At 42.5% G+C, this 26,779-nt stretch carries 17 protein-coding genes and 2 rRNA genes; 8 read left to right on the forward strand and 11 right to left on the reverse strand.

All coding sequences use genetic code 11. The annotated features are described in order from the left end of the window. Window positions 1–408 precede the first annotated feature (408 nt). Window positions 409–1,503 carry a sugar-transfer associated ATP-grasp domain-containing protein gene (locus AK825_RS13595; RefSeq protein ID WP_068038583.1) on the forward strand — a complete coding sequence of 365 codons (1,095 nt, stop codon included), beginning with the start codon at window positions 409–411 and terminating at the stop codon, window positions 1,501–1,503. A 75-nt stretch (window positions 1,504–1,578) separates the two neighbouring features. After that, window positions 1,579–2,301: a hypothetical protein gene (locus AK825_RS13600; protein ID WP_068038588.1), complete on the forward strand. Its 723-nt coding sequence runs from the start codon at window positions 1,579–1,581 to the stop codon at window positions 2,299–2,301. 143 nt (window positions 2,302–2,444) lie between these two features. On the opposite strand, the gene AK825_RS13605 is transcribed toward AK825_RS13600, so the two are convergent. Next, window positions 2,445–5,555: an efflux RND transporter permease subunit gene (locus tag AK825_RS13605; protein WP_068038591.1), complete on the reverse strand. Its 3,111-nt coding sequence runs from the start codon at window positions 5,553–5,555 to the stop codon at window positions 2,445–2,447. Then, window positions 5,552–6,835: an efflux RND transporter periplasmic adaptor subunit gene (locus tag AK825_RS13610; protein WP_068038593.1), complete on the reverse strand. Its 1,284-nt coding sequence runs from the start codon at window positions 6,833–6,835 to the stop codon at window positions 5,552–5,554. The genes AK825_RS13605 and AK825_RS13610 overlap by 4 nt, the downstream gene beginning before the upstream one ends. A 538-nt stretch (window positions 6,836–7,373) precedes the next feature. On the opposite strand from AK825_RS13610, the gene AK825_RS14835 reads away from it, so the two are divergent. Then, window positions 7,374–7,538, forward strand: a complete 165-nt coding sequence (locus AK825_RS14835) for a hypothetical protein (protein WP_203226480.1) — start codon at window positions 7,374–7,376, stop codon at window positions 7,536–7,538. A 216-nt stretch (window positions 7,539–7,754) separates the two neighbouring features. Here the strand turns inward: AK825_RS14835 and recG are convergent, their stop codons facing one another. Next, window positions 7,755–10,115, reverse strand: coding sequence for an ATP-dependent DNA helicase RecG (gene recG, locus AK825_RS13615; RefSeq protein ID WP_068038596.1), 2,361 nt, complete (start codon window positions 10,113–10,115; stop codon window positions 7,755–7,757). Between the two features lie 267 nt (window positions 10,116–10,382). Here recG and AK825_RS13620 point away from each other — a divergent pair, with 267 nt between their 5' ends. Further along, on the forward strand, window positions 10,383–11,435 hold the full coding sequence (locus AK825_RS13620) for a patatin-like phospholipase family protein (RefSeq protein WP_068038599.1): 1,053 nt from the start codon (window positions 10,383–10,385) through the stop codon (window positions 11,433–11,435). A 107-nt stretch (window positions 11,436–11,542) separates the two neighbouring features. Here AK825_RS13620 and AK825_RS13625 read toward each other — a convergent pair whose 3' ends face one another. Further along, window positions 11,543–12,133: a hypothetical protein gene (locus AK825_RS13625; RefSeq protein WP_068038602.1), complete on the reverse strand. Its 591-nt coding sequence runs from the start codon at window positions 12,131–12,133 to the stop codon at window positions 11,543–11,545. 343 nt (window positions 12,134–12,476) lie between these two features. Here AK825_RS13625 and argA point away from each other — a divergent pair, with 343 nt between their 5' ends. Further along, the gene (gene argA / locus AK825_RS13630) at window positions 12,477–13,799 is read left to right on the forward strand and encodes an amino-acid N-acetyltransferase (protein WP_068038605.1); all 1,323 of its coding nucleotides are present in this window, start codon (window positions 12,477–12,479) and stop codon (window positions 13,797–13,799) included. A gap of 120 nt (window positions 13,800–13,919) precedes the next feature. Here the strand turns inward: argA and AK825_RS13635 are convergent, their stop codons facing one another. After that, entirely contained in the window at window positions 13,920–14,651 is a 732-nt protein-coding gene (locus tag AK825_RS13635) for an FKBP-type peptidyl-prolyl cis-trans isomerase (RefSeq protein ID WP_068038609.1), read from the reverse strand. A gap of 416 nt (window positions 14,652–15,067) precedes the next feature. Between AK825_RS13635 and AK825_RS13640 the strand changes: the two genes are divergently transcribed. Beyond that, window positions 15,068–16,780: a mechanosensitive ion channel gene (locus AK825_RS13640; protein ID WP_068038611.1), complete on the forward strand. Its 1,713-nt coding sequence runs from the start codon at window positions 15,068–15,070 to the stop codon at window positions 16,778–16,780. Window positions 16,781–16,880: 100 nt separating this feature from the next. On the opposite strand, the gene AK825_RS13645 is transcribed toward AK825_RS13640, so the two are convergent. Continuing rightward, the gene (locus AK825_RS13645) at window positions 16,881–18,287 is read right to left on the reverse strand and encodes a hypothetical protein (RefSeq protein ID WP_068038614.1); all 1,407 of its coding nucleotides are present in this window, start codon (window positions 18,285–18,287) and stop codon (window positions 16,881–16,883) included. A 291-nt stretch (window positions 18,288–18,578) separates the two neighbouring features. Between AK825_RS13645 and AK825_RS13650 the strand changes: the two genes are divergently transcribed. Beyond that, window positions 18,579–19,361, forward strand: coding sequence for an SDR family oxidoreductase (locus tag AK825_RS13650; RefSeq protein ID WP_068038618.1), 783 nt, complete (start codon window positions 18,579–18,581; stop codon window positions 19,359–19,361). A gap of 124 nt (window positions 19,362–19,485) precedes the next feature. On the opposite strand, the gene AK825_RS13655 is transcribed toward AK825_RS13650, so the two are convergent. The 3 genes from AK825_RS13655 to AK825_RS13665 all read right to left on the reverse strand — a co-directional run bounded on the left by AK825_RS13655 (window position 19,486) and on the right by AK825_RS13665 (window position 23,012). Then, entirely contained in the window at window positions 19,486–20,175 is a 690-nt protein-coding gene (locus tag AK825_RS13655) for a lysophospholipid acyltransferase family protein (RefSeq protein WP_068038621.1), read from the reverse strand. Window positions 20,176–20,322: 147 nt separating this feature from the next. Continuing rightward, window positions 20,323–22,212, reverse strand: a complete 1,890-nt coding sequence (gene parE / locus AK825_RS13660) for a DNA topoisomerase IV subunit B (RefSeq protein WP_068038624.1) — start codon at window positions 22,210–22,212, stop codon at window positions 20,323–20,325. A 140-nt stretch (window positions 22,213–22,352) separates the two neighbouring features. Beyond that, window positions 22,353–23,012, reverse strand: a complete 660-nt coding sequence (locus AK825_RS13665; protein WP_068038626.1) for a YqiA/YcfP family alpha/beta fold hydrolase — start codon at window positions 23,010–23,012, stop codon at window positions 22,353–22,355. Between the two features lie 187 nt (window positions 23,013–23,199). Here AK825_RS13665 and AK825_RS13670 point away from each other — a divergent pair, with 187 nt between their 5' ends. Beyond that, window positions 23,200–23,460 carry a DUF1289 domain-containing protein gene (locus tag AK825_RS13670; RefSeq protein ID WP_068038629.1) on the forward strand — a complete coding sequence of 87 codons (261 nt, stop codon included), beginning with the start codon at window positions 23,200–23,202 and terminating at the stop codon, window positions 23,458–23,460. 101 nt (window positions 23,461–23,561) lie between these two features. On the opposite strand, the gene rrf is transcribed toward AK825_RS13670, so the two are convergent. Together rrf and AK825_RS13680 are read right to left on the reverse strand one after the other, a co-directional pair. Beyond that, a 5S ribosomal RNA gene (rrf, locus tag AK825_RS13675) occupies window positions 23,562–23,676 on the reverse strand. Between the two features lie 181 nt (window positions 23,677–23,857). Then, window positions 23,858–26,718 (reverse strand): 23S ribosomal RNA (locus AK825_RS13680). Window positions 26,719–26,779: the final 61 nt, after the last annotated feature.

The following is a 26,779-nucleotide window of genomic DNA, read 5'->3' on the forward strand; positions in this document are numbered from 1 at the left end:
CTTGCAACAATAGTGTTATTTTTCTTAGTTGACGTATTGCAACAAGTCTCAAATAAAATATTAGAAAGAGATAAGTTACTAACAGTCCATATAAAGCTGTGTCGGAAAAAGAATGGCACGACCAGTTAAAGATAGGCTTTTATATGTTTGAAAATAAACCTAATCATAAAAAGGGAAAAAGACTAAGAAGTCATTGATTTGAATCAGTATTTTTATTTAGGTTATCCCATAGTATCTATAGTTTGGTAGACATTCTCTTGATTTATTGTTTTTTGCGAGTGTCTTTAATATTAACAATCAACTGTACTGTTAGCGTTTTTTATCATAGTTGGTGTCAGTCTTATCTAGCCTGTTCACTAATTTATTAACTGTTACTTTGAGAGATTAATAAAATACCCGGAGGATTATATGAAACTAAAAAAGATATACAACCGTATTAAATTCATATCCAGAACACCAGCAGACATATCAAAAATAGTGCGAGGACAAAGCTATTATCCTGAAAAAGAAAGGAAATCTAGTCCTACAATTTTTTTAGATAACCTGTTATGGATCATCAAAAATAAAGAGGTGAATTATTTTTATAACTCTAATGGTCTAGATATCAAAAATTGGAGAAGTCCGGACGAATTCTTACCAGATATGAAATTTAGAAGAGAGAGAGAATCTGGTAACTCATGTAAAAATGAGAAATTCAACTACAATTATATAGCTATGCTAAGAGATAAGTATGTATTTGCAAGTTATTTATCATACGTCATTGGAGAGGATAAAGTAGTTCCTACGATAGCTCTATATAATAATGAAGAGGTTTATTTACTTAGTGAACATACGTATATTAGCTTAGAAGACTTCTTTCAAGAAGATACCAAAGTATTTTGTAAGATTATTAACGGAGAAGGCTCAGAAGAAGTCTTTATTCTTGAAAAGAAAGAGGGTAACTATTTTTTAAATAGTAAAAAAACTACTTTGTCAGAATTAAAATTAAAAATGAAAGATTCTAAATATATTTTCCAGGATGTTATTCAGCAACATGAATCTTTAAATAAAATAAACGATTCAAGTGTTAATACTATCAGGATAACAACGGTACGAGGAGCATCAGGGAAGATCAATATTCTTAATTCCTTCTTAAGACTCGGATCGACCAAAGACTCTTTTGTTGATAATGTTAAGACAGGTGGACTAGCGGTTGGTATCGACGATAGTGGATTATTGAGAAAATATGGTTTCTATGATGTACCTTTTGGTACTAAGGTAGAACAACATCCGATTAGCAATACGGTATTTGAAGGTTACCAACTTCCCTATTGGGATGAGGTTAAGGACTTGGTAGAAAAAGCACATAAACAATTTTACTATGTGCAATCGATAGGTTGGGATGTCGCTATTACACCTAATGGCCCAATCTTGATTGAAGGTAACGACAACTGGGGCTCTATTCCATCACAGATTGTAGAAGGTGGTTTAAAAGAAAAATGGTATGAACTTAAAAATGCTTAAAGCTTTAATATTTTATATTAATGTGTGCCTTTTAAATAAATGACAATATAAATTATTTTTATTGGGAGATTTATTATGGTAAATGCAACTATTTCAAATATAAGCAGTAAGCAACCGGTCAATATACTATGGACAGGAGGATGGGACTCAACCTTTAGAATGGTACAACTTGCAGTTTCAGGGGCAGTGATTCAGCCTTATTATGTTATTGATACTGCTCGTATATCATCTCTAACCGAGATTAGACAAATGTATATCATCAAAGATGATCTTTCTCTTAAGTATAAAGACTGTGAAATTAAAGATATTAAACTTATAGAGCTTTCACGAATTGATATCCCTGATAAGTATGTGAAGACACATAAAAGGTTGCTCAAAGACAGTTATATAGGGAGCCAGTATATATGGTTAGCGGCTTTATCAGAGCAGATTGCAGATTTAGAGCTCAGTATTCATAAAGATGATACGGCTGAGTACTTCGTAAGAAAGCTAGTAAATAAAGAGAAAGGCCCAGAGTCTGATGAGTTTGCTATTTTTGGTCGTTTAAAATTTCCTATTTTGGATTATACCAAGCCTGAAATGGAGGAAGAAGCCAAAACTACGGGTGATTTGGACATACTTTATAAATCTTGGTTCTGTCATAAGCCAATTAACAACACTCCATGTGGGATATGCAATCCCTGTAAATATACTATAGCCGAAGGAATGGCTAATCGTTTTACTATTAGAGGAAAAATATATAATAAGGCGCCACGTCTGTTTTCATTGACACGCAAGGTCGTTCATAGACTTATATAATTGGTTGTCATTTAATTGGTTAGCATCATAGGTATCCAAAAAATTGTAGATCTCTAAAAGTAATAGTCAGTATGATAGATAGTTACTTTCTACCAATAAACAAAAGGCCAAGACTTATTCAGTCTTGGCCTTTCTTGTGCTTACTATAACTTATCAACAGCCGGACTGTCGTTATCTTTACCGTGCGGAATCAACCATTTAGCAAACCATCCTGACAAATCATCCATTAAAGTATACACGACCGGAATCACGACCAAACTTAATAGCGTCGAGGTTACCAGACCGCCTAACACAGCAGCAGCCATCGGGCGTCTAAAGGTAGGATCGGCATCACCCCAGCCAAATACCAGCGGCAACATGCCAGCACCCATTGCAATAGTAGTCATAATGATAGGACGGGCGCGCTTGCGACAGGCATCTATAATTGCCTCAAAACGGGCTAGACCTCTATTTTGCGCGATAATGGCATAGTCCACTAGTAAGATAGAGTTTTTGGTGGCGATACCCATTAGCATAATAAAACCAATCATCGAAGGCATTGATAGGCTACTACCCGTAATGACCAAGCCCACGAATGCACCGCCTATCGATAGTGGCAATGCCATCAAAATAGTAAAAGGCTGTAAAATCTTACCAAACAGTAGAATTAAGACGCCTAAGATACAGATAATACCTACGGACATGGCAATGACAAAACCGCTAAATAGCTCAGCCATGTTTTCTGCTTGACCCTGTGCGATCATCGTAATAGACGCTGGTAGTTGCTGCATGGTAGGTGTGTTTTTGACTGCTTCTACCAAGTCGCCAAGCTCGCCAGCACCAGGCTGCACCGTAATCGTAATTGAGCGTTCACGATCGAGGCGACTAATTCGCGCAGGCCCTGTACCAAAGTCAAGGTCAGCGACTTCGCCGACTCGTACGCCTTGACCAGCTGGGCATGTGCTAGGCACATACAACCCTTCTAACTGATTGACGTTTTGTTTGGCCACATCAGGTAAGCGCACCACGATAGGAATCTGCCGCGTATCTAAATTCAGCTTGGACAGACGCTGTTCATAATCTCCCACTGTCGCGATCCGTAAGGTGGTTGCGATATCTTGTGTGGTGACACCTTTATCTGCCATCGCTAGCCGATCAGGGGTCACGGTCAGCTCTTGTTGCGGTAAGCTGCGATCGCTGGTGACAGCGCCTGCAATCGGTAGCGCGCGGATATCCGTCATGATTTGTTGTGCGGTCTGCTCTAGCACTTGCGGATTGGTACTGGTCAATGAGAAGCTATATCCCGTCTCGCCGCCACTCGATAGCCCTACTGTAAAACGAGCACTAGGCACTTCAGTTAATATGGCGCTAATCTGTTGCTCGATCTCTTTTTTAGAGATACGTTCGGCACGTGGGGCAAGGACGATATCTAGACTGGCAATGTTTTTTGCGCCGCCACTTCCACTGCTAGAGTTTGGCCCCATCGCTTCTTGCGCCTGCCCAACTGAAGAGAAAACATGAGTTACCTCAGGCAAAGCTAAAATGCGTTCACGTGCCAATGCGGTTGCCCGTTCGGTATCTTCGAGTTCAACATCAGGCGTCAGCTCAATGCCTACTCGCGTTTGATCAATGTCATTATCAGGAATAAACGAGGTCGGTAGCAGCTGCACTAGGGCTAATGACCCTATAAATAATAATAAGGTGGCGCCCATGGTTAACCAGCGATGATGAAGTGTCCACGATACTATCTTTAAATACCATGTCATCAATGCGCTTTGCTTTTCGACCCGCTGTTTTTCTGGTCGCAAAATATAGGCTGCCATCATCGGCGTAATTAGACGTGCTACCAATAGCGAGGCAAAAATAGCCATCGCTGCTGTCCAGCCAAATTGGCGGAAGAACTGCCCAACTACACCGCCCATAAAGGCTGTAGGTAAAAATACTGCAATCAAGGTAAAGGTAGTGGCAATAACCGCTAGCCCAATTTCGTCAGCGGCTTCCATTGCCGCTTCATAAGGCGTTTTACCCATCCGTAAATGGCGGATAATGTTTTCTACCTCAACGATAGCATCATCGACCAACACACCGATGACCAGCGATAACGCCAATAATGAGATAATATTGAGGCTAAAATCAAACAGATACATGCCCAAAAAGGTAGGAATGACCGATAATGGCAAAGCCACAGCGGCGACGATAGTAGCGCGGATATTGCGTAAAAATAAGAACACCACGACGACTGCTAAAATACCGCCCTCAATCAACATGCGTAATGAAGACTTGTAGTCTTCTTCCACTGGGGTAGCACGGTCGTAGACTTTTTCGACCTCGATATTACTCATCTCAGCACTTAATTGTGCCAGTGCTGCATCCACTCTTTTGGTCACTTCAACTTCACTGGCACCGCGTGAACGAGTGATGTTAAATGCGACCACTGTTTCGCCATCTAGCTTGGCAACAGAGCTAGGGTCAGCCGCACCATCAGTCACTTCAGCCATACGTCCTAACGCTTGCGTGCCTCCAGTAGGGACAGCAATCTGTAAATCGTTAAGCGCGCGCGCGCGCTCTACTGCTCCCAATACCCGAATGGTTTGGGTAGTATTGCCAACTTCAGCTTCTCCGCCTGCGCTGTCTTGCTGAATACCAGCGATCTGCTGAGACAATTGAGGGATGGAGAGTTGCAAGCCACTAAGCACGATAGGGTCAGCGGCGACGGTAATCTCACGTTCAAGACCACCAATACGACTGATAGCGCTTACCCCTTGGATATCAGATAAGCGCTTAGTAATCGTGTCATCCACGAACCATGATAAGTCCTCAACACTCATATTATTACCAGTCACTGAATACGTGACTACTGGAAATCCTGCTGTCGAGACCTTGGTAATAATAGGATCATTAGCAGCTGCCGGTAAGTCTCCACGTACCTCACCGACTGCTGAGCGCACATCATCCATGGCTTCTTGAATGTCTTTTTCTAACACAAACTCAGTAGCGATAGTAGCTGCACCCGTTTGTAGCGTAGTACGAATGTGCTTAATACCTTCAATACTGGTCAGTCTGTTTTCAATCTTTTTAGCAACGTCATTTTCGAGCTGTGATGGTGCGGCTCCCGGCAAAGTAACCGTCACGACGACCGCTGGTAAATCAATATCAGGAAACTGCTGCACTTTCATTTGTTGAAAGCCAAACAAACCGCCGAGTGTTAGTAAGACAAATAGTAAAATCGCAACAAGTGGATTTTTAATCGAATAGGTAGATACATTCATGCTCATGATGTTGCCTGCACAGCTTTACTTTCCACAACGCGTACCAAATCACCATCATTTAAAAAGCTACCGCCTTGTTTGACCAAGCTAATATCGGTCGGCAAAGGCTCTGCAAGTACAACATTGTCCCCAATACGATCTCCTAGGGTCACACGCTGCTGTTGAATACGTCCAACCGTTTTGTCATTCTGGGTTTTGATATCCGTCACTAGCATCACATAATCATAGCCATCATTGCTGACAATAGCGCTATTGGGCACCGTTTGCATGCTCTCGCTACCGAGCAAAAACTCACCGGTTTGATACATACCCGCACGCGCTGCAGGATTAGCATTTAAGCTCGCATAGATAGTAATTTGCCGGTTATTATCCGCTGTCGGCGCGATACGACTCACCTGCCCCATCACCGACTGATCCCTTGGCAAGCTGACTTTAACAGGCGTGCCCACGTTTACATCACCGATTAACTTAGGATCGATATCAGCACGCCACTCTAAAATACCACCTTTAATAATTGTAAATAGGGGCTCACCACCTGCGACCATACCAACCTCAGCCATCTTGTCACTGATTACCCCACTCACTGGCGCAACGACTTTGGCATTCTCAAGGGTTAAACGCTGATTGCTTAGGCGAGCTTTTGATGCTTGCAAGGCAGCTTCTGCGCGTATTCTTGAAGTACGGTAACGGTCCGCTTCTTGTTTACTAATGGCATCTATATCAATTAGGGGTAGCACACGTGCCGCATCCGCACTGGCATTAGCAAGCGTCGCTTCGGCTTCAGCCACATCTGCTTCTGCTTGCAAGACTTGTTGCTGCATAGCATCGGTATCAAATATCGCTAAAACTTGACCGGCTTTGACACGCGTACCTTCTTCGACCAATACACGCTCAATTGCCACGCCATTGACCTTGGCACTGACATTTGCAATATCTTTGGCACTAATCGTACCGTCAGCTGTTAGCGTGTTGCCGACACTATCTTGACTCGGCTGCACTGTTTCAACTGACAAGACGGCTTGGTCATTATCTGCATTGATAGGCGCTATATCACTTTGAGTCCCAATGGTAACGGTTGACTCATCTGTAGTTGAGTCATTACCATCCCAATACTTGCCTAGCAGCACACCCATGACCAGCACTGCTACCAACACAGGCAATAGCCACACTGGCAGCTTCGACGAAGGTTTATGCTTGGGCATATCAGGATTACGATAAGGTGGCAGCTCAGGCTCAGGTGTAGGATTAGACACTTGCTTATCATTAGGGTCTTGCAGGTCACTCATAATCGGTCTCTATAAATAAGCGCATTGATAGAAAAGAAGCTAAACATTAATCTTTAATGGGGTGATATAGACAGTTTATATTATTGATAGCTTTTTGCATTGTAGTCTATCGTACTAGCAGGTCAACTGTAGTTTATCTCTACTCTGTTAAAAAATAATTATAAATAACAGTCGAAAGACAGAGCAAGCGTTCAGTAATAATGATATGAATTTGGAAAATTATGAATGAAGAGTAATGAGTTGATATGACTATCTATATGTGAATATTGGCTAGATATGACGATTAGATTTCGATCTTATTAACTTTTCTCTGTTATCATTTTTTCGATGATAATCGTATCGCTATCGAATATTACACACTACATACGACATACAGTTCTGTCTTGTGTTGTTAGGTTGGTTTGATACTATTAACTCATGACATCATTCACTCAATGACATCATAATAATGGTGGAATTAGTCCATTAACTTTAACTGTATATTGATGTTAAGACGCTGAATACCCAGCACTTTAAATCATAAATCAAGGAGTCCATCATGGCTAATAAAGAAAAAGTAAAAGCGATAAAGCAAGAAATCAAAGAAACCAAGGCAAATATCAAAGACCAGAATAAAAACCTTAAAGATCTTAAAAAGGATCTAAAAAAAGCAAAAAAAGAGAAACCTGAGAAAAAATCTAAGAGTGAGAAAAAATCTAAATAAGCTTTTTTTAGACGCTTGTTAGATATATAAGCTCGTTAAACATAAAAAAGAGGATAGCAATTGCTGTCCTCTTTTTAACGTGTATAGAATAAAGCTTATTGCCATACTTCAGAGTATGAGGTATAGAAATATCAAGCACAATCTAGTCGATTCACTTAAAAAATGAATACCTCGCTACTCACCAAATCATCTTAGGCACTGTTTTAAGCAACTGGTTTAAGCATTGGTATAGCGGCTGGCCTCAGGCATCCAGCGGTGTATCAATTGGCTGACATCGGCTTTACGCGTGGGGTCTGCAATTAAATGCTTGGCCAAACGCTGAGCAATGGCAAATAACTGCTCATCACGAATCAAATCAGCCAGATAATAGCCTACATTACCCGTTTGCCGTTTACCGAGTAACTCACCTGGTCCGCGCAGCTCTAAGTCTTTTTGGGCAATGACAAAACCATCGGTGCTGTCTCGCAGCACGTTGAGACGTTCTGTACCTGTTTCCGACAATGGCTTCTGATATAGCAGCACACAGTAGCTTTTGGTTGAGCCGCGCCCAACGCGTCCACGCAATTGATGTAACTGCGACAGACCCAATCTTTCAGCGTTCTCGATGACCATTAATGATGCATTAGGTACATCAACCCCTACTTCGATGACCGTTGTGGCAATCAATAAATCAAGCTTGCCCGCTTTAAATTCTTGCATGATAGCTTGCTTATCAGCGGACCTCATTTTGCCATGTACCAGGCCGATTCGAATATCCAAACGCTCATGTAAGTCCTCATAAGTGGCTTCGGCAGCTTGCGCATCGAGTACGCTCGACTCTTCCACCAACGAACACACCCAATACGCCTGCCTGCCCGCCTCACAATTAATCGCAATGCGCTCTATCACTTCATCACGGCGATTGCGGTCAATTGTCACCGTAGTAATCGGCGTACGTCCCGGTGGCAACTCATCAATGATAGAAGTATCCATATCACCGTAGACACTCATCGCTAGCGTACGCGGAATCGGGGTTGCAGTCATAATTAGCTGATGCGGAGTACTATTTGCCACGCCTTTATTAGTCAAAGCCATCCGCTGCTCAACGCCAAAACGGTGCTGCTCATCAATAATGACTAAGCCTAATTTAGCGAATTGTACTTGTTCTTGAAATAACGCATGAGTGCCGACGACCACTTGCACAGTGTTCTCGCTCACCGCTTCCAACGCTTCGCGGCGCTGCTTTGCCGTTTGCTTCCCAGCCAGCCAGCCGACACCGATACCCAACGGTTCAAACCACTGTTTAAAGTTCAATAAATGCTGTTCTACTAAAATCTCAGTCGGTGCCATAACGGCTACTTGCCAGCCACTATCAAGTGCGTAGCCCGCCGCTCCTGCTGCGACTAAAGTCTTACCTGCGCCCACATCACCCTGTACCAATCGTAGCATTGGAATAGAAGTCGCCATATCGGCCGTGATATCTTTCATTACACGTTGCTGCGCGCCTGTTAAATCAAAGGGTAATGCCGCAAATAGCTTATCAGCCAATGGGCTTTGCGTGGCACATTTGGGCGCTTTATGCTGATGTAATTGCTGGCGGCGATACAATAGACTGAGCTGATGCGCGGTCAGTTCTTCAATAATCAGACGCTGACAGGCAGCATGCGTACGCGCGCTTAATTGGGTGAGTAGCTTATATTGCTGCCCAGCATCGGTATAGGTAGGCGGCGTATGCAGTAACACTAAGGCTTCAAATATCGTCAAGTTATAGACATTATTATTAGCCGTTCTAGCAGCGACTGTATTGATATCTTGGTTTGTATCAACGCTTGTATTGTAGGCAATTGCATTGGTTTTATTGACGCTATTACCGATAGTATTGTCAGGCACACTACGCGCCAATGTCGAAAATATATCTTCCGAATATTCTGGCTCCGCTACCGATGAATTAGTCGGCTCAAACGGTGCTAATGGCAAGTCAGCCACAACGGCAAAATCTTCTGACGTAAACAACGTCATCGGCAGCCCTTGACTGCGAACGGTTTGTAATGCCAACTTAATTAAAGTGCGCAGCTTGTTCTGATGCAAGCCTTTGACGCTTGGATAGATTGGCTGTAGACCCGTATTAGTAATGTCTGCATTATCAGTAATAATCTGATATTCAGGATGGTGCATCTGCTTACCGTAACGGCTGACTTTAACCTCTCCAAACAACTGTAGCCATGTACCCAGACTCATCGTTTGGGCAAGGCCAGGATAGACTTTAAAAAAACGCAGAGAGATTGTGCCAGTATCATCGTCTACAATCACTGTCATGCCACTGCGCTTGGTATCAACGTGTACTACGCGCCCAGTGATTAACGCAGCTTGCCCATGACCCACATCCGCTATCGGTACCAGTCGACTACGATCTTCGTAATCGCGTGGCAGATGCAGCAGTAGATCAAAGATGCGCGTAATACCCAATTGCGTCAGCTGCTCAGCAACTTTTGGTCCAACTCCTGCCAGCGCCGTCACGGGCATATCTAATGCCGAAATTGGCTGCTTTGACAATACATTGTCTGATAGGTTGGCTGTGGAATGACTAGAGATTGGCATTAAAAACCCTAACGATATTATTTTTAAATTCTGTATGGTTGAATGTTTTATACTTAATTTTCTTCTTAAAGCTGAATCATTCAACTATATTCAAACACGATAATAATCAACAAGCTATGAAAATAATGAACCTAAATCATTATAACTGACAACACTATCGATTATGCTAAGCTATTTAGTAATGATGCGTCTATACACTTAACGGTCAATCAGCAACTCTTTTGCCTATGATTTTTTCCTTTGGAATGTTTTTTACAAGGTCTTTTTATGTCCGTTTATCCTATTCATAATCAAGATTCTCAAACCTCCTATAAAAAATTAATCCGCCCAAGCCTACTGTCTATTTTAGGCTTAGTTATCAGCGCCTGTACTAATATTGCGCCATCCGCAACTCATGCACAAATTCAGCCAGTACCCATTGCACCAAAAGTTGCCTTAGTATTAGGGGGCGGCGGTGCCAAAGGTTTTGCCCACGTTGGTGTTATTAAGGCGTTAGAGGAGAGCGGTATCACACCAACACTGGTAGTTGGAACCAGCGTCGGTAGCTTGGTTGGCAGCCTATACGCTAGCGGCTACACACCGCAGCAGCTTGAGCAATTAGCATTGACCACACCTGATAGCGAGTTGACAGACTTTGTCTTATCCAATCAAGGCTTTATAGAAGGTATCAAACTCAGAAACTTTATCAATGCGAAAGTCGGTGGCCGCACGATAGAAGGCTTCCCAATCAGCTTTGCGGCTATTGCTGCCGAAAAGGACACGCTACAAAAAGCAGTCTTTACTACCGGAGATGCAGGGCTTGCCGTACAAGCGTCTTGTAGCGTACCTAATATTTTTATTGCGCCGCGTATCCCTGAAAAAGTCGGCAAAAAATATGTCGATGGTGGTGTGGTAAGCTTAGTTCCTGTCGATAGCGCCCGCGATTTAGGTGCTGATATTATCATCGCTGTCGATGTGACAGTGCCTACATCGAGTAAAAAGAATATGACTAGCAATTTACTACCTGCTATTACCTCATTAAGTAGCTTTTGGGGATTACTTGAAAACAATTTAGCCTCTAATATAGCTTCTAATAATATAGCCTCTAATACCATAGCTTCTAACCCTACTTATTCGGGCACTAATCATCGCTCATCGATGCGCAATGAACGTGGGCGTGCTGATATCGTAATTACTCCTGATGTCGGTCATATTAGCTCATTAGATACCAGTCAACGTAGCGCACTTATTACTGCTGGCACGCAAGCCACTACCCCGCAGATAAATGCTATTAAAAAATTAATCAGAGAAAAATCTAATAGCAAATACGTGACTCTTTAACGATATACAAACTCAGCTCTAACATAGCCTAATTTTCGTTATAAAAAAAAGCACCGCAATCATCAATTGCAGTGCTTTTCTATTATTGAGCATACCAAATGTTTGCTTTATTTAACTTTTGCGCGATATTTAACCATCACTGTATCATTGAGACCAACGCCTTCGATATCCCAGCGTACCGCTTTATAGTACTGTAAAGGAATCTCTTGAAGTTGATTATCGACCCTGCCACGTAACGGCATGCGTGCAAAGGTCTCGCCATCAGCACTACCATACGGGAATTCAGGCGACACAACACGTAGCAACTCTACTTGCTCAGGGATAGTCAGAGTGACCGTCATTTTACGTACACGGTCAGCATTAGTATTGGTAAAAAACCCTTGATACTCTACAACATTGCCTGACTGCAAGCGTGTGTTGGCATCCACAGGTACCAAAGTCTCTTGTCCATTTGCATCAACGCCAATAAGAGAGGCAGTAATCTTGGTATTAACCGCTTGCACGTTTGATTTGCCGCTATTAGCGTTTGCAGCTGTCTGTACAGCAGCAGATCCGTCAAGTGCAGGCTCTGGAGTTGGCAACATAGCTGACGCTTGTGTTACTACCATCGCGCCGATAAGCGTACCGGCGACGACTTGGAATAAGCGATGACCGCTCCAAGCAGTGAATGGACTAGCCAAATGGTTTATTTTTTTCATGATGTTCATTATTCCTAGTTAATGTATCGGTAAAACAATGCTGATCAAGGGTGTTAGTTTTGAGAATCTAAAACCTCTTTTGCAAAACATATATAACGCACTTGAAGTATAAGTAACGCGAACAATCGATAATGCAGTAGGACTTAGCATAGCAAAAAGCTTTTATGGGTATACTAACCCCGTGTTTAGGTTGTGTATATAGTCAACTAAATAAATTCAGATAGAGATCGTTAAAATAAAAAGATAGCTCATACTGATGTTTTTTGCTATGGTAAATCTTTAATATTCAATAAATCTTTTATATCTCTTATCCTTTACTATACCTACTATTATTGCTCCTATTATGACTACTAGCGCCATGCCCCAGATTAAACCTGAATACGTCCATTGGTTCCGTAACTCTGCGCCTTACATCAACACGCATCGCGGCAAAACTTTCGTGATTATGTTTGGTGGCGAGGCTGTTAATCATCCCAACTTTAGTACCCTTATCCATGACTTTGCTTTGTTGCATAGCTTAGGCATTAAGCTAGTATTAGTACATGGTGCACGCCCGCAGATTGAAAAAAACCTAAAAGAAGTCGGAATCACCTCACCTTTACACCGTGATATTCGTGTCACTCCACGTGCAGCGATGCCCTCCATCTTACAGGCTGTAGGCGCTATTCGTTTACAAATTGAAGCTCAATTGTCCATGGGGCTTGCCAACTCACCTATGTATGGCTCACGCATTGACGCAGTCTCTGGTAATTTTGTGACCGCGCGCCCTTATGGCATTCGTGATGGTGTTGATCATCAGATGACTGGCGAAGTACGATCTATCGATATTGAGGCGATTAAGAACAATCTAATACACGATCATATCGTAATCTTAGGCTCGATGGGCTACTCGGCAACTGGTGAAGTTTTTAACTTACTAAGTGAAGATGTGGCACTTAGTGCGGCAGTAGCGCTTGGTGCGGACAAGCTTATCTTTTTAGGTGAAGAAGCTGACATTAATGATAATGGACGCTTGTTACATGAGATGATTCCAAATGAAGTTGATCGTTTTCTGCGAGAGCGTGATTTAAACAACGAGATAAACTACTTCTTACACTGCGCCAGTAACGCTTGTCGCCAAGGCGTTCATCGTACGCATATTATCTCTTATGCCAAAGATGGCGCTTTATTAGAAGAGCTATTTACGCGTGATGGCTCTGGTACATTAATCAGCCATGACCCATACGAAGAAATTCGTCATGCTAATATTGATGATGTAGTCGGTCTTATCGAGCTACTCACACCGCTAGAAGAACAAGGTATCTTGGTCAGTCGCTCACGTGAGCGCTTAGAACAAGAGATTGATAACTATAGTGTGATTGAGCGTGATGGCATGATTTTGGGCTGTGCAGCGCTATACCCATTAGATACTGATGCGGCAGAAGTCGCTTGTGTGGCTGTTCATCCTGAATATCGTAATGGTAGCCGCGGTGCCGACCTGCTTGCGTTTTTGGAGCAGCAAGCACGCAGCCATGGCTTGCATAAGTTGTTTGTATTGACAACGCGTACCGCGCACTGGTTTGTAGAGCAAGGTTTTGCAGAAGTTGATGCTAGTGTCTTACCGGCAGCTAGACAAGAAAAATACCATAACGGTCGTAATTCTAAAGTTTTCCAAAAAACACTTTAGAAGCTATAAGTCATACTATGTTATAAAAAACATGCTCCATCAAAAAAGCCCTCATATTAGTATGAGGGCTTTTGTATTCTATGATATTAAATGCTTAATGCACATTACTTTACTTTGATACTATTTTACTTTTAATAGCTCAACTGTGAAGATTAATGTGCTGTTAGGTTCGATACCTGAATTACCAGCTTCACCATAAGCGATATCTGATGGGATATAGAACTCATATTTGCCACCCTCTTTCATCAACTGTAGACCTTCAGTCCAACCAGCAATTACTTGATTCAATGGAAATTCAATTGGCTCACCGCGCTCGTAAGAACTATCAAACACAGTACCATCAATAAGTTTGCCTTCATAGTTTACTTCGACTACGTCAGTTGCTTTTGGTGATTTGCCAGTACCCGCTGTCAGTACTTTATATTGTAGACCAGAAGCTGTCTTTTTCACGCCCTCTTTCTTTGCATTTTCTGCCAAGAATGCTGCGCCTTTAGTCTTATTTTCTTCGGCTTTGGTTTGCATGTCTGCTACAAACTTCTCTTCTTGTTCCTTTTGATAAGCCATTAGCACTGCTTCCATTTGTTCTTGGGTTAATGCTGACTCTTTGCCTTCATAACCATCGCGGAAGCCTAGCTCAAAGGTATCAAGGTCTAAATCTTGTACGGCTTCTTTGTTACCTTCTGCCATCATAAAGCCTAGGCTATAGCCTACTTTTTCCTTTGCTGGGCTTTGCTCAGTAATAGAAACACTTGGCGTAGCGCTTTCCTGGTTACCATTGTTAGTACTACAGCCTGTAACTAATAGCATTGCACCAGCCAGCGCGCTGACAGATAAAGTGGTAATTTTTTTCATATAGTACTCTCGAGTTGTCGAATCAGTTGTAAAAAAATATTGAGACGTTATTTGCTAGCTATCATAGCAAATCTTAGTTTTGTGAGCCATGTTTCCAATAAAATTATCGTAATAATGTACAGTCTTTGTTAATATTTGCCGTAAAAATAACAACTTATCACACAATTATAGCGTGAGGTTAAGCATTCTATCTTTAACTGCATCATTATATCAGCTAAGCTTAATCAGCTAAGATGGTAAGTAACTTAAAGTAATTCTACTTATCATGAATATTCGCATGGATAGTTTCGATAAAGCTTTCAATTAGTACATAACTTCAAATACAACAATACTATTTTTAAATAATCGTGTATCCGTCAAAACTAAAACTAATTATTGTTTTATGACTTGTTACAGGGTGATTAAAGGAGGACAGGATGAATCCAATGTTTGCATCTTTTAATGGTTATCTTGGTGGGCCTATCGGCTCCATCATTGGTGCTATTTTGATTTTCGTCATCGGTTGGCTCGTTGCACTTGGTATCGCAGCACTAGTACGTAATGTATTGGCTAAGGTCAATTTAAACCAGCGTATGAACTCTTCAACAGGCAAAACCTACGACCTAGAAGGCATTATATCTAAGGTCGTTTTTTGGTTTATCTTTATAATTGCTATTTCAGGCGCGCTTAGTCAGCTAAACTTAAACTCCATCTCAGCACCGTTTGCAAATATGGTTAACCAAGTACTCGCATTTATTCCTAATCTTATTGGCGCTATTGCTGTTGGTATCATTGGTTGGGTTATTGCTACTGTTGCCCGTACTGCTCTTAACACTGCTTTATCAAAAACCACAATGGACGAACGTTTGAGCGCACAAGCTGGCGTCAAACCTATGAGCAGCACGATTGCTGACATGGTTTATTGGTTTATTCTATTGGTTGTATTGACTATGGTGCTTGGTCAATTAGAGCTTGACGGTTTATTTGCCCCATTAACTAACATGGTAGATAAAATCTTCGGCTTCATCCCTAATATTCTTATTGCTATCGTAGTCTTTGTGGTGGGTTATATCATCGCTAAAGTTGTACGCGGCATTGTAACTAACCTTGTTTCTACCTTTAATGTACAAGCTCTTGCTACCAAAGCAGGTTTAAGCGAAGAAAACAGCTTACCTAATATCGCTGGTTCTTTAGCGTTCTTAGTAGTTATTATCCCAACGGTTATTGCTGCATTAAACGCGCTAAAAATCGAAGTGATTGCTCGTCCAGCTACTAATATGCTTAACAAAATCATGGAAGCACTGCCTAACATCTTTATGGCCGTAGCAATCCTTGTAGTGACTTATTATGTAGTACGCATGGTAGCGAATATCATTAAAGGTTTGATTGAAAACACTCAAATCAATCAACTACCAGCTAAAGTAGGTCTGCAAGAAACAATGGGTGACAAAAAGATTTCTGATCTAGTCGGTTATGCCATTATCTTCTTTGCTATGCTATTTGCCTCTATTGCAGCGGCTGATCTTCTTGGCTTCGAACCTATCTCAGCTATCATCACGATGTTTATCGCCTTCGGTGCAAATATCATCCTAGGTGCTATCATTCTATTCATCGGTTTTTGGCTTGCCAATATCATTGCCGGTGTCGTTGAACGCTCTGAGAAAGGCTCGCAGTTCCTAGCTAATATCGTACGTGTATTAATCATGGGCTTAGTACTAGCGATGGGCTTAAAAGCGATGGGTATCGCTGACTCTATTGTTAACCTAGCATTTGGCTTAACTTTAGGTGCGGTTGCAGTTGCTTTCGCTCTATCATTCGGACTTGGTGGTCAAGAAGCTGCTGCCCGTTTCCTACGTAAAATGCAGGACAAGATGGACAAAGAAAGTGATGAAGCAAAAGCGAAGTCTGCTTTTCATACTGGTTCAAGTACAGAAGATAAAGTTGCTGCAGCAGTTCGTGAGAATACTCCTGCTGCTTCAGGTACAATGACTAGTGACTTACCTACGAGTACTGTTGATAACAACAATCTTAGTACTGGTCATGTAGATATCACTCATGTTGAGACAAGTGATAACGATATCGACACTGGTTCAAACTTAGCGCCAGGTAAAGACTTCACTGATATCGATAATAACAACGACTTAAAATAAGTCTTAGTTAACGATATGTTTTGAACATAAAAAAGACAGCCTAGGCTGTCTTTTTTTATGTTCAAATTTTATATATAAAAATATCATTGCAATATTGCGCCTATAACTTAGCCTTCCGTGCAGGTATAGTCAAACTTAACTGCATTCGCATTGACTCAACTTTACCTGCTGATGGATTATTTTTTGCTGACTCTTTATGCTGCTGATTCAAACGCTGTAATTGCTTGGTTAATTGTCGCTCTTTTTGGTTCATAGCATCGACAGGTTGAATCCATGCATCAATATCTATATAAGTATCATTGTCCTTTTGAACGAATTCTATGCCAAGTACGATAACATGGTGTAGCTCTGCTAATGGCAAGCGCGTTGCTACATCTTGTGCAATTTTCTGCAAATTTGGCTGAATGGCTATTCTACTCTGCTGCGTACTCACACCTTTTCCATAAAATATTATTACATAGTGTCGACCTAGACTTTCATAAGAATGCTGGTGAATAACGTAACCGGCTTCTCTTATACTGGGCGACTGCTCAAGATGCTTATATATTGTGCGTATTAGCTCATGGCGCGAGAATAAGGATTCATCTAGTAATTGCTGTAGCCATTGTATGGACTGCTGACTTGCACCCTGTACGTCATCCATTACAGAATTATCGGTAGCCAATTCAAGCATTTGTCTACTAAGCTGTGACCATAGTGTGGCTGCTTGTTGTCGATGCTGCTGATATGTCTGCTGTGCACTAGTATCTTTATGCTTTTGCGCCAAGCTCATCGCTACCAAAGCTAAATTCGGCTCATTCTGCAAACTGTTTTTAATAAGTGCATTGTCTACAGTTATGGCTTGTGAGAATAAGGCGGTGCTATTCATAAATTGCGACACAAGCGCCTGTTCAGATTCAAAGCCAGCTATACCGCCTATTAATGATTGTTTGAGATTGTCTAAATGGAAGCTCAAAAACCGCCACAAATCACTGGGAGTTTGGACAGCTGCAATAGTTGACTGCCAATCTTGCCAGCTAAACACTTGTAGCATTTGTGCGTCTTCACCAATATCTAATACCAAGTTTTCCATAAAATAGTGCGCACCGAAGCTATGCACTATAGAGTTCATATCGGATAACGCGTTATCTTTTTCAATATTATTATCGGCATTTAGCACCGAATCACTTACCAGCTGGATATCCAGTATTAACACTTCACGAGTAACGGCATTGTTGTTTTCGTCAAGTTGTAAGTAGCGCTTTTGCCATATAATTGCAGATTTAATAATAGATATACGTGCCGCTTCAATATCGACTGCAGCACTTGCACTCGGTAAATACAACGTCACTTCTAGTATACGCAGCTCGCCTGCTGGTAACTTGTAGAAGTGTTGTTCAAAGGAATGCTGTGTATTAGATGCGAGTGGCACAAAAAAGCCCATAGTAGATGTATTCGACTGTAAATAACAAGCCAGCTCATCTAAAGAAGATGGTCGTTTAAGTGATGAATTAATAGCATTTGACACAATACGTGACTCTTATTATTGAATAAATATAAATGAGCAAATGACTTTTAATGTAAAGCAAACATAGCTCGATAAATGCATATATAACTGGCTTTAGGCACAGTAACACTCATATACAAGAAGACTATTATAGAGCGCTGCTTTGCTGTCGCTTTCAAAGCAATGAGTTGTTATGATGGCATAATAACAGCATAACTAGCTGCTCGTTTTACAGATCATAAGCGACTCTAGAATATATTAATTGATTTTACTTGTTTAGTTACTATCTTATAATAACAAGGATTGAAGACTATGAAACGTTTTAAAGAAAAAACGGTTATCGTTACAGGTGCAGGCTCTGGTATTGGCCGTGCTACTGCCATTCGCTTTGCTCAAGAAGGTGCCAGCGTCGTCTTAGTAGGACGCACTGCGGAAACTTTGGAGGAGACTGCAAAAGAGTTTCCACAAGATCGTACATGGATTCATACTGACAACTATCTAACTATCACTTGCGACATCAGTGTACAAAGCCAAGTGCAAGAAATGGTAAAACGAGCCATAGAAAAGTTTGAAAAGATTGATGTATTGGTAAATAACGCTGGTAAAGCGACGCAAGGCAAAATTACAGAGATGTCAGCTGAGGATTGGAAATCAGCAATTGATGTCAATTTGAATGGTACGTTCTATGTCTGTCAGGCTGCTATGCCGCACTTGATTAAGACCAAAGGTAATATCATCAATGTCTCATCACTATCAGGTATCGGCGGTGATTGGAACATGGCCGCCTACAATGCTGCTAAAGCTGGTGTTACAAATCTAACCCGTACACTAGCCTTAGATCATGGTCCTGATGGAGTACGTGTCAATGCGGTCAATCCAAGCGTTACTGAAACGAGTATGACTACTGCTATTCAGGACAACGATACCAAGACCGATCAGTTCTTAAATCGTTGCCCACTAGGGCGCCTTGCTACTCCTGAAGATATTGCAGCTGCTATTACCTTTTTAGCAAGCGATGATGCCTCCATGATTACTGGCGTTAATTTACCGGTCGATGGTGGTGTTAGCGCTTCCAATGGTCAGCCACATTTTTAATATGAAGATAAACCAATCAAAACTGAATCTTATTCATTCAAAATAAAAAAGAAGCCCCTGATATTCTAGTATCAGGGGCTTTTTAGGTATGGATAACTAATAATGACCTGCTGTAACGAAAAACTTAATCAGCTAAATTATTAACGTCTTGTAGCGGCTGCGATAAGCGCTCAGGATATCTTGGTACCACTCCCTGATATTGGCCATAAATTTTTGGTAAATCAGCTGTAATATCTCCAGTAGGATGCACTAAAGACATAAATCGTATTTCTTTAGTTTTATAATCCATGGCTACCGGCAAGATTGGCACATTAGCACCTAATGCTAAATAATAAAAACCTGTCTTCCAATCTTTGGTGTATTGACGTGTACCCTCAGGTGACAACCCTAAAAATAGCGGCTCTCCAGTTTTGAACTTATCAATACTCGCTTGCAAGACTGAACCTTTATTGCCACGATCAATTGGAACAACGCCCATCCAACGTAGTAGCTGAGCAAGGACTGGTATCTTAAATAAAGTGTGCTTACCCATAATACTAATCTGCAAGTCTAATGCAAACAAGCTAGGGATTGCATAGACACCATCAACGTTAGAAGTATGTGGAAGTGCCAAGACTACTGCCTGTGGAATATTCGGAATCTCCCCAACCGTTCGCCAACCAGATGCTTTTAACAGGGCTGAAGCTAATACTGGCGCTACTTTATTACCACGTCTTGGAACCAAGTTGCCCAAGTCTTTTTTGCTAAGTTTAGGAAGTTTAGACAATGCTTTAGAACCTATAGAATTAGAACGAGTAACAGAATTGGATGTCATAAAGGCACCACATAATAAGGTATATTAATATAATAGCATTAAGCTAACGCGACTAAACTGCCTTTTGCAAAATTTTAGCGCCACATAACTATGCACAAGTTGTAAGGCGCTATAACCACAAATCTAGTTTTTGATAATAGTAAATATCTATAACGGAATATTCGCTAGATTGCCTTTGTTCTCAAGCCATGATTTACGATCAGCAGCACGTTTCTTCGCTAATAGCATATCCATCACGCTATTAGTTAGTACCATGTCGTCCATATCTAATTGCACTAAGCGCCGAGTATCACGATTCATCGTTGTCTCGCGCAGCTGCTCTGCACTCATCTCACCTAGCCCTTTAAAACGCGTAATTTGCGCTTTTTTATTGCCAGGAACCTTGGCTAAAATGTGTGCAAGCTCAGGTTCATCCAATGCATAATGAACCTCTTTACCCACGTCCACTCGATATAAAGGCGGCATCGCTACAAATAAATGACCGGCATCAACCAAGGCCGGAAAATGCTTGACGAATAACGCGCAAATTAACGTTGCAATATGTAGGCCATCAGAGTCCGCATCCGCTAAAATACATACTTTGTCATAGCGTAGCTCGGATAAATCATCAGAGGCAGGGTCGACACCAATGGCAATAGCAATATCATGAATTTCTTGGCTTGATAGTACGGTATCTGACGACACTTCCCACGTATTTAAGATTTTACCGCGCAGTGGCAGTATTGCTTGATAATGACGATCTCTTGCTTGTTTAGCACTACCGCCCGCAGAATCACCTTCCACCAAGAATAGCTCTGCCCCATCACGCAAATCACCACGACAATCTGCCAATTTACCGGGCAATGCTGGACCTTGAGTAATTTTTTTACGGGCGACTTTTTTTGCCGATTTTAGGCGACGTCCAGCCTTATTAATAGCCAGCTCGGCAATTTGAGTACCCATATCTGCATGCTGATTTAACCATAGGCTAAACGCATCTTTCGCCAGCGTTTGTACTGCTCCAGCAGCTTCTCGGCTAGATAAACGCTCTTTGGTTTGACCCGAGAACTGTGGCTCAGAAAACTTAAGCGACAGGATATAATTAACCCCATCCCACACATCTTCTGCGGTCAGCTTTACACTACGTGGCAGTAAGTTATGAATGTCACAAAACTCACGTAACGCTTCTAAAATACCCGTGCGCAATCCATTAACGTGCGTACCGCCTTGCGCAGTCGGGATAAGATTGACATAACTCTCTTGAATCGGCGTACCGCCATCAGGCAACCAAGACAGCGCAAAGGTAATGCCAGCACGTGCACCTTTTTTAGCCTCATGATGATAATAAAATGGTGCTTCAGGCAACGTTTCTAGACCATCTAGTTGCTCGTCTAAATACTCAACGACCCCGTCAGTAAATTGCCAAATGACTTTCTCATTATTAATTTCATCAACGAACTCAATCGTCAGCCCAGCTGCTAAGACTGCTTTGGCTTTTAAATTATGCTTGAGCTGTTTTACATTAAATTTAGGGGTATCAAAGAAACTACCATCTGCCCAAAAACGAACTCTAGTACCACGCTTACGCTTATTCGAGCTTACTGTTTCGGTAAGAGTTGTTACTGGCGCGCCATTCTCAAATGCCATATCAAACTGCGTACTATCACGCCATACCGTTACTTCAACTCGCGTTGATAAGGCATTGACGACAGAGATACCCACGCCATGCAAGCCGCCTGAAACCTCATAATTCGAGGTCGAAAATTTACCACCTGCATGTAAACGGGTTAAAATCAGCTCAATCCCTGACTGACCAAATTCAGGATGAATATCGGTCGGCATACCGCGACCATCATCTTCGACTGATAATGATCCATCACTATGCAATTGAACTTTAATAATCTTGGCATAACCAGCCAATGCTTCATCAACTGAGTTATCAATGACCTCTTGCGCCAAATGATTGGGGCGGGTGGTATCGGTATACATACCTGGTCGACGACGTACTGGCTCAAGTCCTTCTAAAACTTCTAACGATTGCGCATTATACTCACTCACAAATGCATCCTTAACTATTCACGTGCGATTAATTCTATCGAACCATTATAACGAAAAATAGCGACATTAACGTTAACAGTCAGTCGCTCACGTCATATAATGTCGTCTGTTTAATTCTCTATGTCAATTTCCATTGGAACTTATAGCAACTGCCGTAGCATACCAATTACCATTGGCAATTGCTCACCGAAGTCACTAAATCTATGATCACCACCCGCTTGCAAAGCTACTGTCGCTCCTTGCTGTTGGTAAAAGGTTTTGGACAGATTAGGATCTAATAATTCATCACCTTCTTTAATTAAAACAGAAACTTTATCAGGATAATTAATTTTTAATAGCTGATTGTCTGCAAACCATTCTAAATCTGCTACCGTTATTGGCCAGCCACCTGTTGTGGTATAAAGAATCTGATTCTTCGATGCTTTGTCATCGTTATTACTATCCAATATAAATTCATTGGCAAATCGCTGCAGGGTAGCATGGGGTTGAGTACTAGGGTTTAACAATAGCGCTGGGCAACCTGTATGGTTACTGACTAAGGTAGAAAAATAACCGCCTAATGAGCTACCGACCAATACCGTATTTGACGATTCAAATTGCTCACCTTCAGCATTTTTGTTTTTTTTATTTAAACTTTCGATTAACGACAGTATTTGGCTGAAAACTTGGTCAGGCGTTTTATTTAAATCAGGGCGTAATACATTGATATCAGGTTGGTACTGGCGACAATAATCTTCTAACAACCTGCCCTTAGTAGAGTTAGCATCGCTGTCTAACCCATGAATATAAATAACGTTCACGTATAATCTCACTTATTCATTTTGTTATGATTACTATATATGGATAATAAAGACTCAGCATAGCATTGAGTCACCAAAAACAGTAACAATAAAACGGCACGCTATTATTCAGTATTTGCGACATAATAGTGGTTTACAATGAGATTATCGACGTTAAAGGAATAACGATAATAGCGATGGAGCAGCCATGAATCAGCAGTTTGAACTGTTCGAGATTGCCAATCCATGCATTGGTGTTTGCCAAAGCAATAGAAAAGGCTATTGCTTTGGCTGCTTGCGTAGTCGCCCTGAGCGTCAGTTATGGCATAACATGACGACGGAACAGCGTCGTGAGGTGCTACGGCTAATCGTTGGACGTAAGCAGCGTGTCGAGCAGATGAGGCAGCGTAAAGGCGAGCAGCTAGGATTCGACTTTGAAGAGATAGTGGAGACAGTTGGGTTGTTTTAAATTGTTCAGATAAATAGGATTTGCTGCACCAGTCATTAGGAATAAAAGACAAAGAAAACCCCCCGTCTAGATAACTAGTCGGGGGGTTTTCAGGAATAGAGAGCTGACGATGACCTACTCTCACATGGGCGGACCCACACTACCATTGGCGCAACGATGTTTCACTTCTGAGTTCGGGAAGGGATCAGGTGGGGCCATCGTGCTATTGTCGTCAGCAAAGGGGGTTAGATATGAGTCTGTTGTTGTTCTTATGACTTCAATATTACTTGAGGCCTGTCAACATAAACCTAACTGAATCAAGGTTTAAGGTGATATCGAAATATTCTTACTTTATAAGCCACTACAGCTCATACAAGATAGATTAATTAGACTTGTATACAAACCACTTGGGTGTTGTATGGTCAAGCCAAACGAGCAATTAGTACAGGTTAGCTACACACATCGCTGTGCTTCCACACCCTGCCTATCAACGTCCTAGTCTTGAACGGCTCTTTAGGGAAATCTAATCTTGAGGTGGGCTTCCCGCTTAGATGCTTTCAGCGGTTATCCCATCCGAACGTAGCTACCGGGCAATGCCACTGGCGTGACAACCCGAACACCAGAGGTTCGTCCACTCTGGTCCTCTCGTACTAGGAGCAGATCCTCTCAAATTTCCAACGCCCACGGTAGATAGGGACCGAACTGTCTCACGACGTTCTAAACCCAGCTCGCGTACCTCTTTAAATGGCGAACAGCCATACCCTTAGGACCTGCTTCAGCCCTAGGATGAGATGAGCCGACATCGAGGTGCCAAACACCGCCGTCGATATGAACTCTTGGGCGGTATCAGCCTGTTATCCCCAGAGTACCTTTTATCCGTTGAGCGATGGCCCTTCCATACAGAACCACCGGATCACTAAGACCTACTTTCGTACCTGCTCGACTTGTGGGTCTCGCAGTTAAGCGCGCTTTTGCCTTTATACTCTACGACCGATTTCCGACCGGTCTGAGCGCACCTTCGTACTCCTCCGTTACTCTTTAGGAGGAGACCGCCCCAGTCAAACTACCCACCATACATTGTCCTCGGTATTGTTATACCTGAGTTAGAACCCCAACATGACCAGGGTGGTATTTCAAGATTGGCTCCACCGAGACTAGCGTCTCGGCTTCAAAGCCTCCCACCTATCCTGCACAAGTCAGGTCAAAGTTCAATGTAAAGCTGTAGTAAAGGTTCACGGGGTCTTTCCGTCTAGCCGCGGGTACACAGCATCTTCACTGCGATTTCGATTTCACTGAGTCTCTGCTGGAGACAGCGCTGCCATCATTATGCCATTCGTGCAGGTCGGAACTTACCCGACAAGGAATTTCGCTACCTTAGGACCGTTATAGTTACGGCCGCCGTTTACTGGGGCTTCGATCAAGAGCTTCGCTTACGCTAACCCCATCAATTAACCTTCCAGCACCGGGCAGGCATCACACCCTATACGTCCACTTTCGTGTTTGCAGAGTGCTGTGTTTTTAATAAACAGTTGCAGCAGCCTGGTATCTGCGACTGCCAACAGCTCAAGGAGCAAGTCCTATCACCATCAACAGCGTACCTTCTCCCGAAGTTACGGTACCATTTTGCCTAGTTCCTTCAGCAGAGTTCTCTCAAGCGCCTTGGTATTCTCTACCTGATCACCTGTGTCGGTTTAGGGTACGATTCGTTTATAACTATTGCTTAGAAGCTTTTCCTGGAAGCATGGTATTTGCCACTTCGCTGTACAAGTACAGCTTGCTATCAGATCTCGGTATAAAATAGCCCGGATTTACCTAAGCTATAAACCTACATCCTTTCACCTGGACAACCAACGCCAGGCTGACATAACCTTCTCCGTCCCTCCATCGCATTATAAACAAGTATCGGAATATTAACCGATTTCCCATCGACTACGCCTTTCGGCCTCGCCTTAGGGGTCGACTCACCCAGCCCCGATTAACGTTGGACTGGAACCCTTGATCTTCCGGCGTGCGAGCTTTTCACTCGCATTATCGTTACTCACGTCAGCATTCGCTCTTGTGATACCTCCAGCATACCTTACGATACACCTTCACAGGCTTACACAACGCTCCCCTACCACTTGAAAACAAATTCAAATCCGCAGCTTCGGCTCCTAGTTTGAGCCCCGTTACATCTTCCGCGCGGGCCGACTCGACTAGTGAGCTATTACGCTTTCTTTAAAGGATGGCTGCTTCTAAGCCAACCTCCTAGCTGTCTATGCCTTCCCACCTCGTTTCCCACTTAACTAGGAATTTGGGGCCTTAGCTGGCGGTCTGGGTTGTTTCCCTCTCCACAATGGACGTTAGCACCCACTGTGTGTCTCCCGGATATCACTCATCGGTATTCGGAGTTTGCATCGGTTTGGTAAGTCGGTATGACCCCCTAGCCGAAACAGTGCTCTACCCCCAATGGTGTTCGTCCGAGGCGCTACCTAAATAGCTTTCGGGGAGAACCAGCTATCACCGAGTTTGATTAGCCTTTCACCCCTATCCACAAGTCATCCCCTGGCTTTTCAACGACAGTGGGTTCGGTCCTCCGGTGCCTGTTACGGCACTTTCAACCTGCTCATGGATAGATCACTCGGTTTCGGGTCTATGCCCTGCAACTAAACGCCCTATTAAGACTCGGTTTCCCTACGGCTCCCCTAAACGGTTAACCTTGCTACAGAACATAAGTCGCTGACCCATTATACAAAAGGTACGCGGTCACCCTAATAAATTAAGGCTCCCACTGCTTGTACGCACACGGTTTCAGGTTCTATTTCACTCCCCTCACAGGGGTTCTTTTCGCCTTTCCCTCACGGTACTGGTTCACTATCGGTCAGTCAGGAGTATTTAGCCTTGGAGGATGGTCCCCCCATCTTCAAACAGGATTTCTCGTGTCCCGCTCTACTTAATATGTTAACGCTAATGTTTCGAATACAGGACTATCACCTACTACGGTCAGCTTTCCCACGCTGTTCTTCTACATTAGCACTAATCGGCTTCTCCCCGTTCGCTCGCCGCTACTTGGGGAATCTCATTTGATGTCTATTCCTAAGGGTACTGAGATGTTTCACTTCCCCTCGTTCGCTTCTTGTACAAGTACAAGATACCTACCTTATGGTAAGTGGGTTTCCCCATTCAGAAATCTCCGGATCACAGGATATTGCCGCCTCCCCGAAGCTTATCGCAGGCTGTCACGTCTTTCATCGCCTCTGACTGCCAAGGCATCCACCATGTGCGCTTCATTACTTGACCATACAACCCCAAGTAGTCTTTCTCTATAAATAGAGTTAGATTCCTAAGTGTTCTACAATCT

The organism is Psychrobacter sp. P11G5 (assembly GCF_001593305.1).
Lineage (GTDB): Bacteria > Pseudomonadota > Gammaproteobacteria > Pseudomonadales > Moraxellaceae > Psychrobacter.

Coding starts and splice junctions, on each gene's coding strand:
- AK825_RS13595 (WP_068038583.1), top strand. CDS start 409: ATGAAACTAAAAAAGATATACAACCGTATTAAATTCATATCCAGAACA.
- AK825_RS13600 (WP_068038588.1), top strand. CDS start 1,579: ATGGTAAATGCAACTATTTCAAATATAAGCAGTAAGCAACCGGTCAAT.
- AK825_RS13605 (WP_068038591.1), bottom strand. CDS start 5,555: ATGAGCATGAATGTATCTACCTATTCGATTAAAAATCCACTTGTTGCG.
- AK825_RS13610 (WP_068038593.1), bottom strand. CDS start 6,835: ATGAGTGACCTGCAAGACCCTAATGATAAGCAAGTGTCTAATCCTACA.
- AK825_RS14835 (WP_203226480.1), top strand. CDS start 7,374: ATGGCTAATAAAGAAAAAGTAAAAGCGATAAAGCAAGAAATCAAAGAA.
- recG (WP_068038596.1), bottom strand. CDS start 10,115: ATGCCAATCTCTAGTCATTCCACAGCCAACCTATCAGACAATGTATTG.
- AK825_RS13620 (WP_068038599.1), top strand. CDS start 10,383: ATGTCCGTTTATCCTATTCATAATCAAGATTCTCAAACCTCCTATAAA.
- AK825_RS13625 (WP_068038602.1), bottom strand. CDS start 12,133: ATGAAAAAAATAAACCATTTGGCTAGTCCATTCACTGCTTGGAGCGGT.
- argA (WP_068038605.1), top strand. CDS start 12,477: ATGACTACTAGCGCCATGCCCCAGATTAAACCTGAATACGTCCATTGG.
- AK825_RS13635 (WP_068038609.1), bottom strand. CDS start 14,651: ATGAAAAAAATTACCACTTTATCTGTCAGCGCGCTGGCTGGTGCAATG.
- AK825_RS13640 (WP_068038611.1), top strand. CDS start 15,068: ATGAATCCAATGTTTGCATCTTTTAATGGTTATCTTGGTGGGCCTATC.
- AK825_RS13650 (WP_068038618.1), top strand. CDS start 18,579: ATGAAACGTTTTAAAGAAAAAACGGTTATCGTTACAGGTGCAGGCTCT.
- AK825_RS13655 (WP_068038621.1), bottom strand. CDS start 20,175: ATGACATCCAATTCTGTTACTCGTTCTAATTCTATAGGTTCTAAAGCA.
- AK825_RS13670 (WP_068038629.1), top strand. CDS start 23,200: ATGAATCAGCAGTTTGAACTGTTCGAGATTGCCAATCCATGCATTGGT.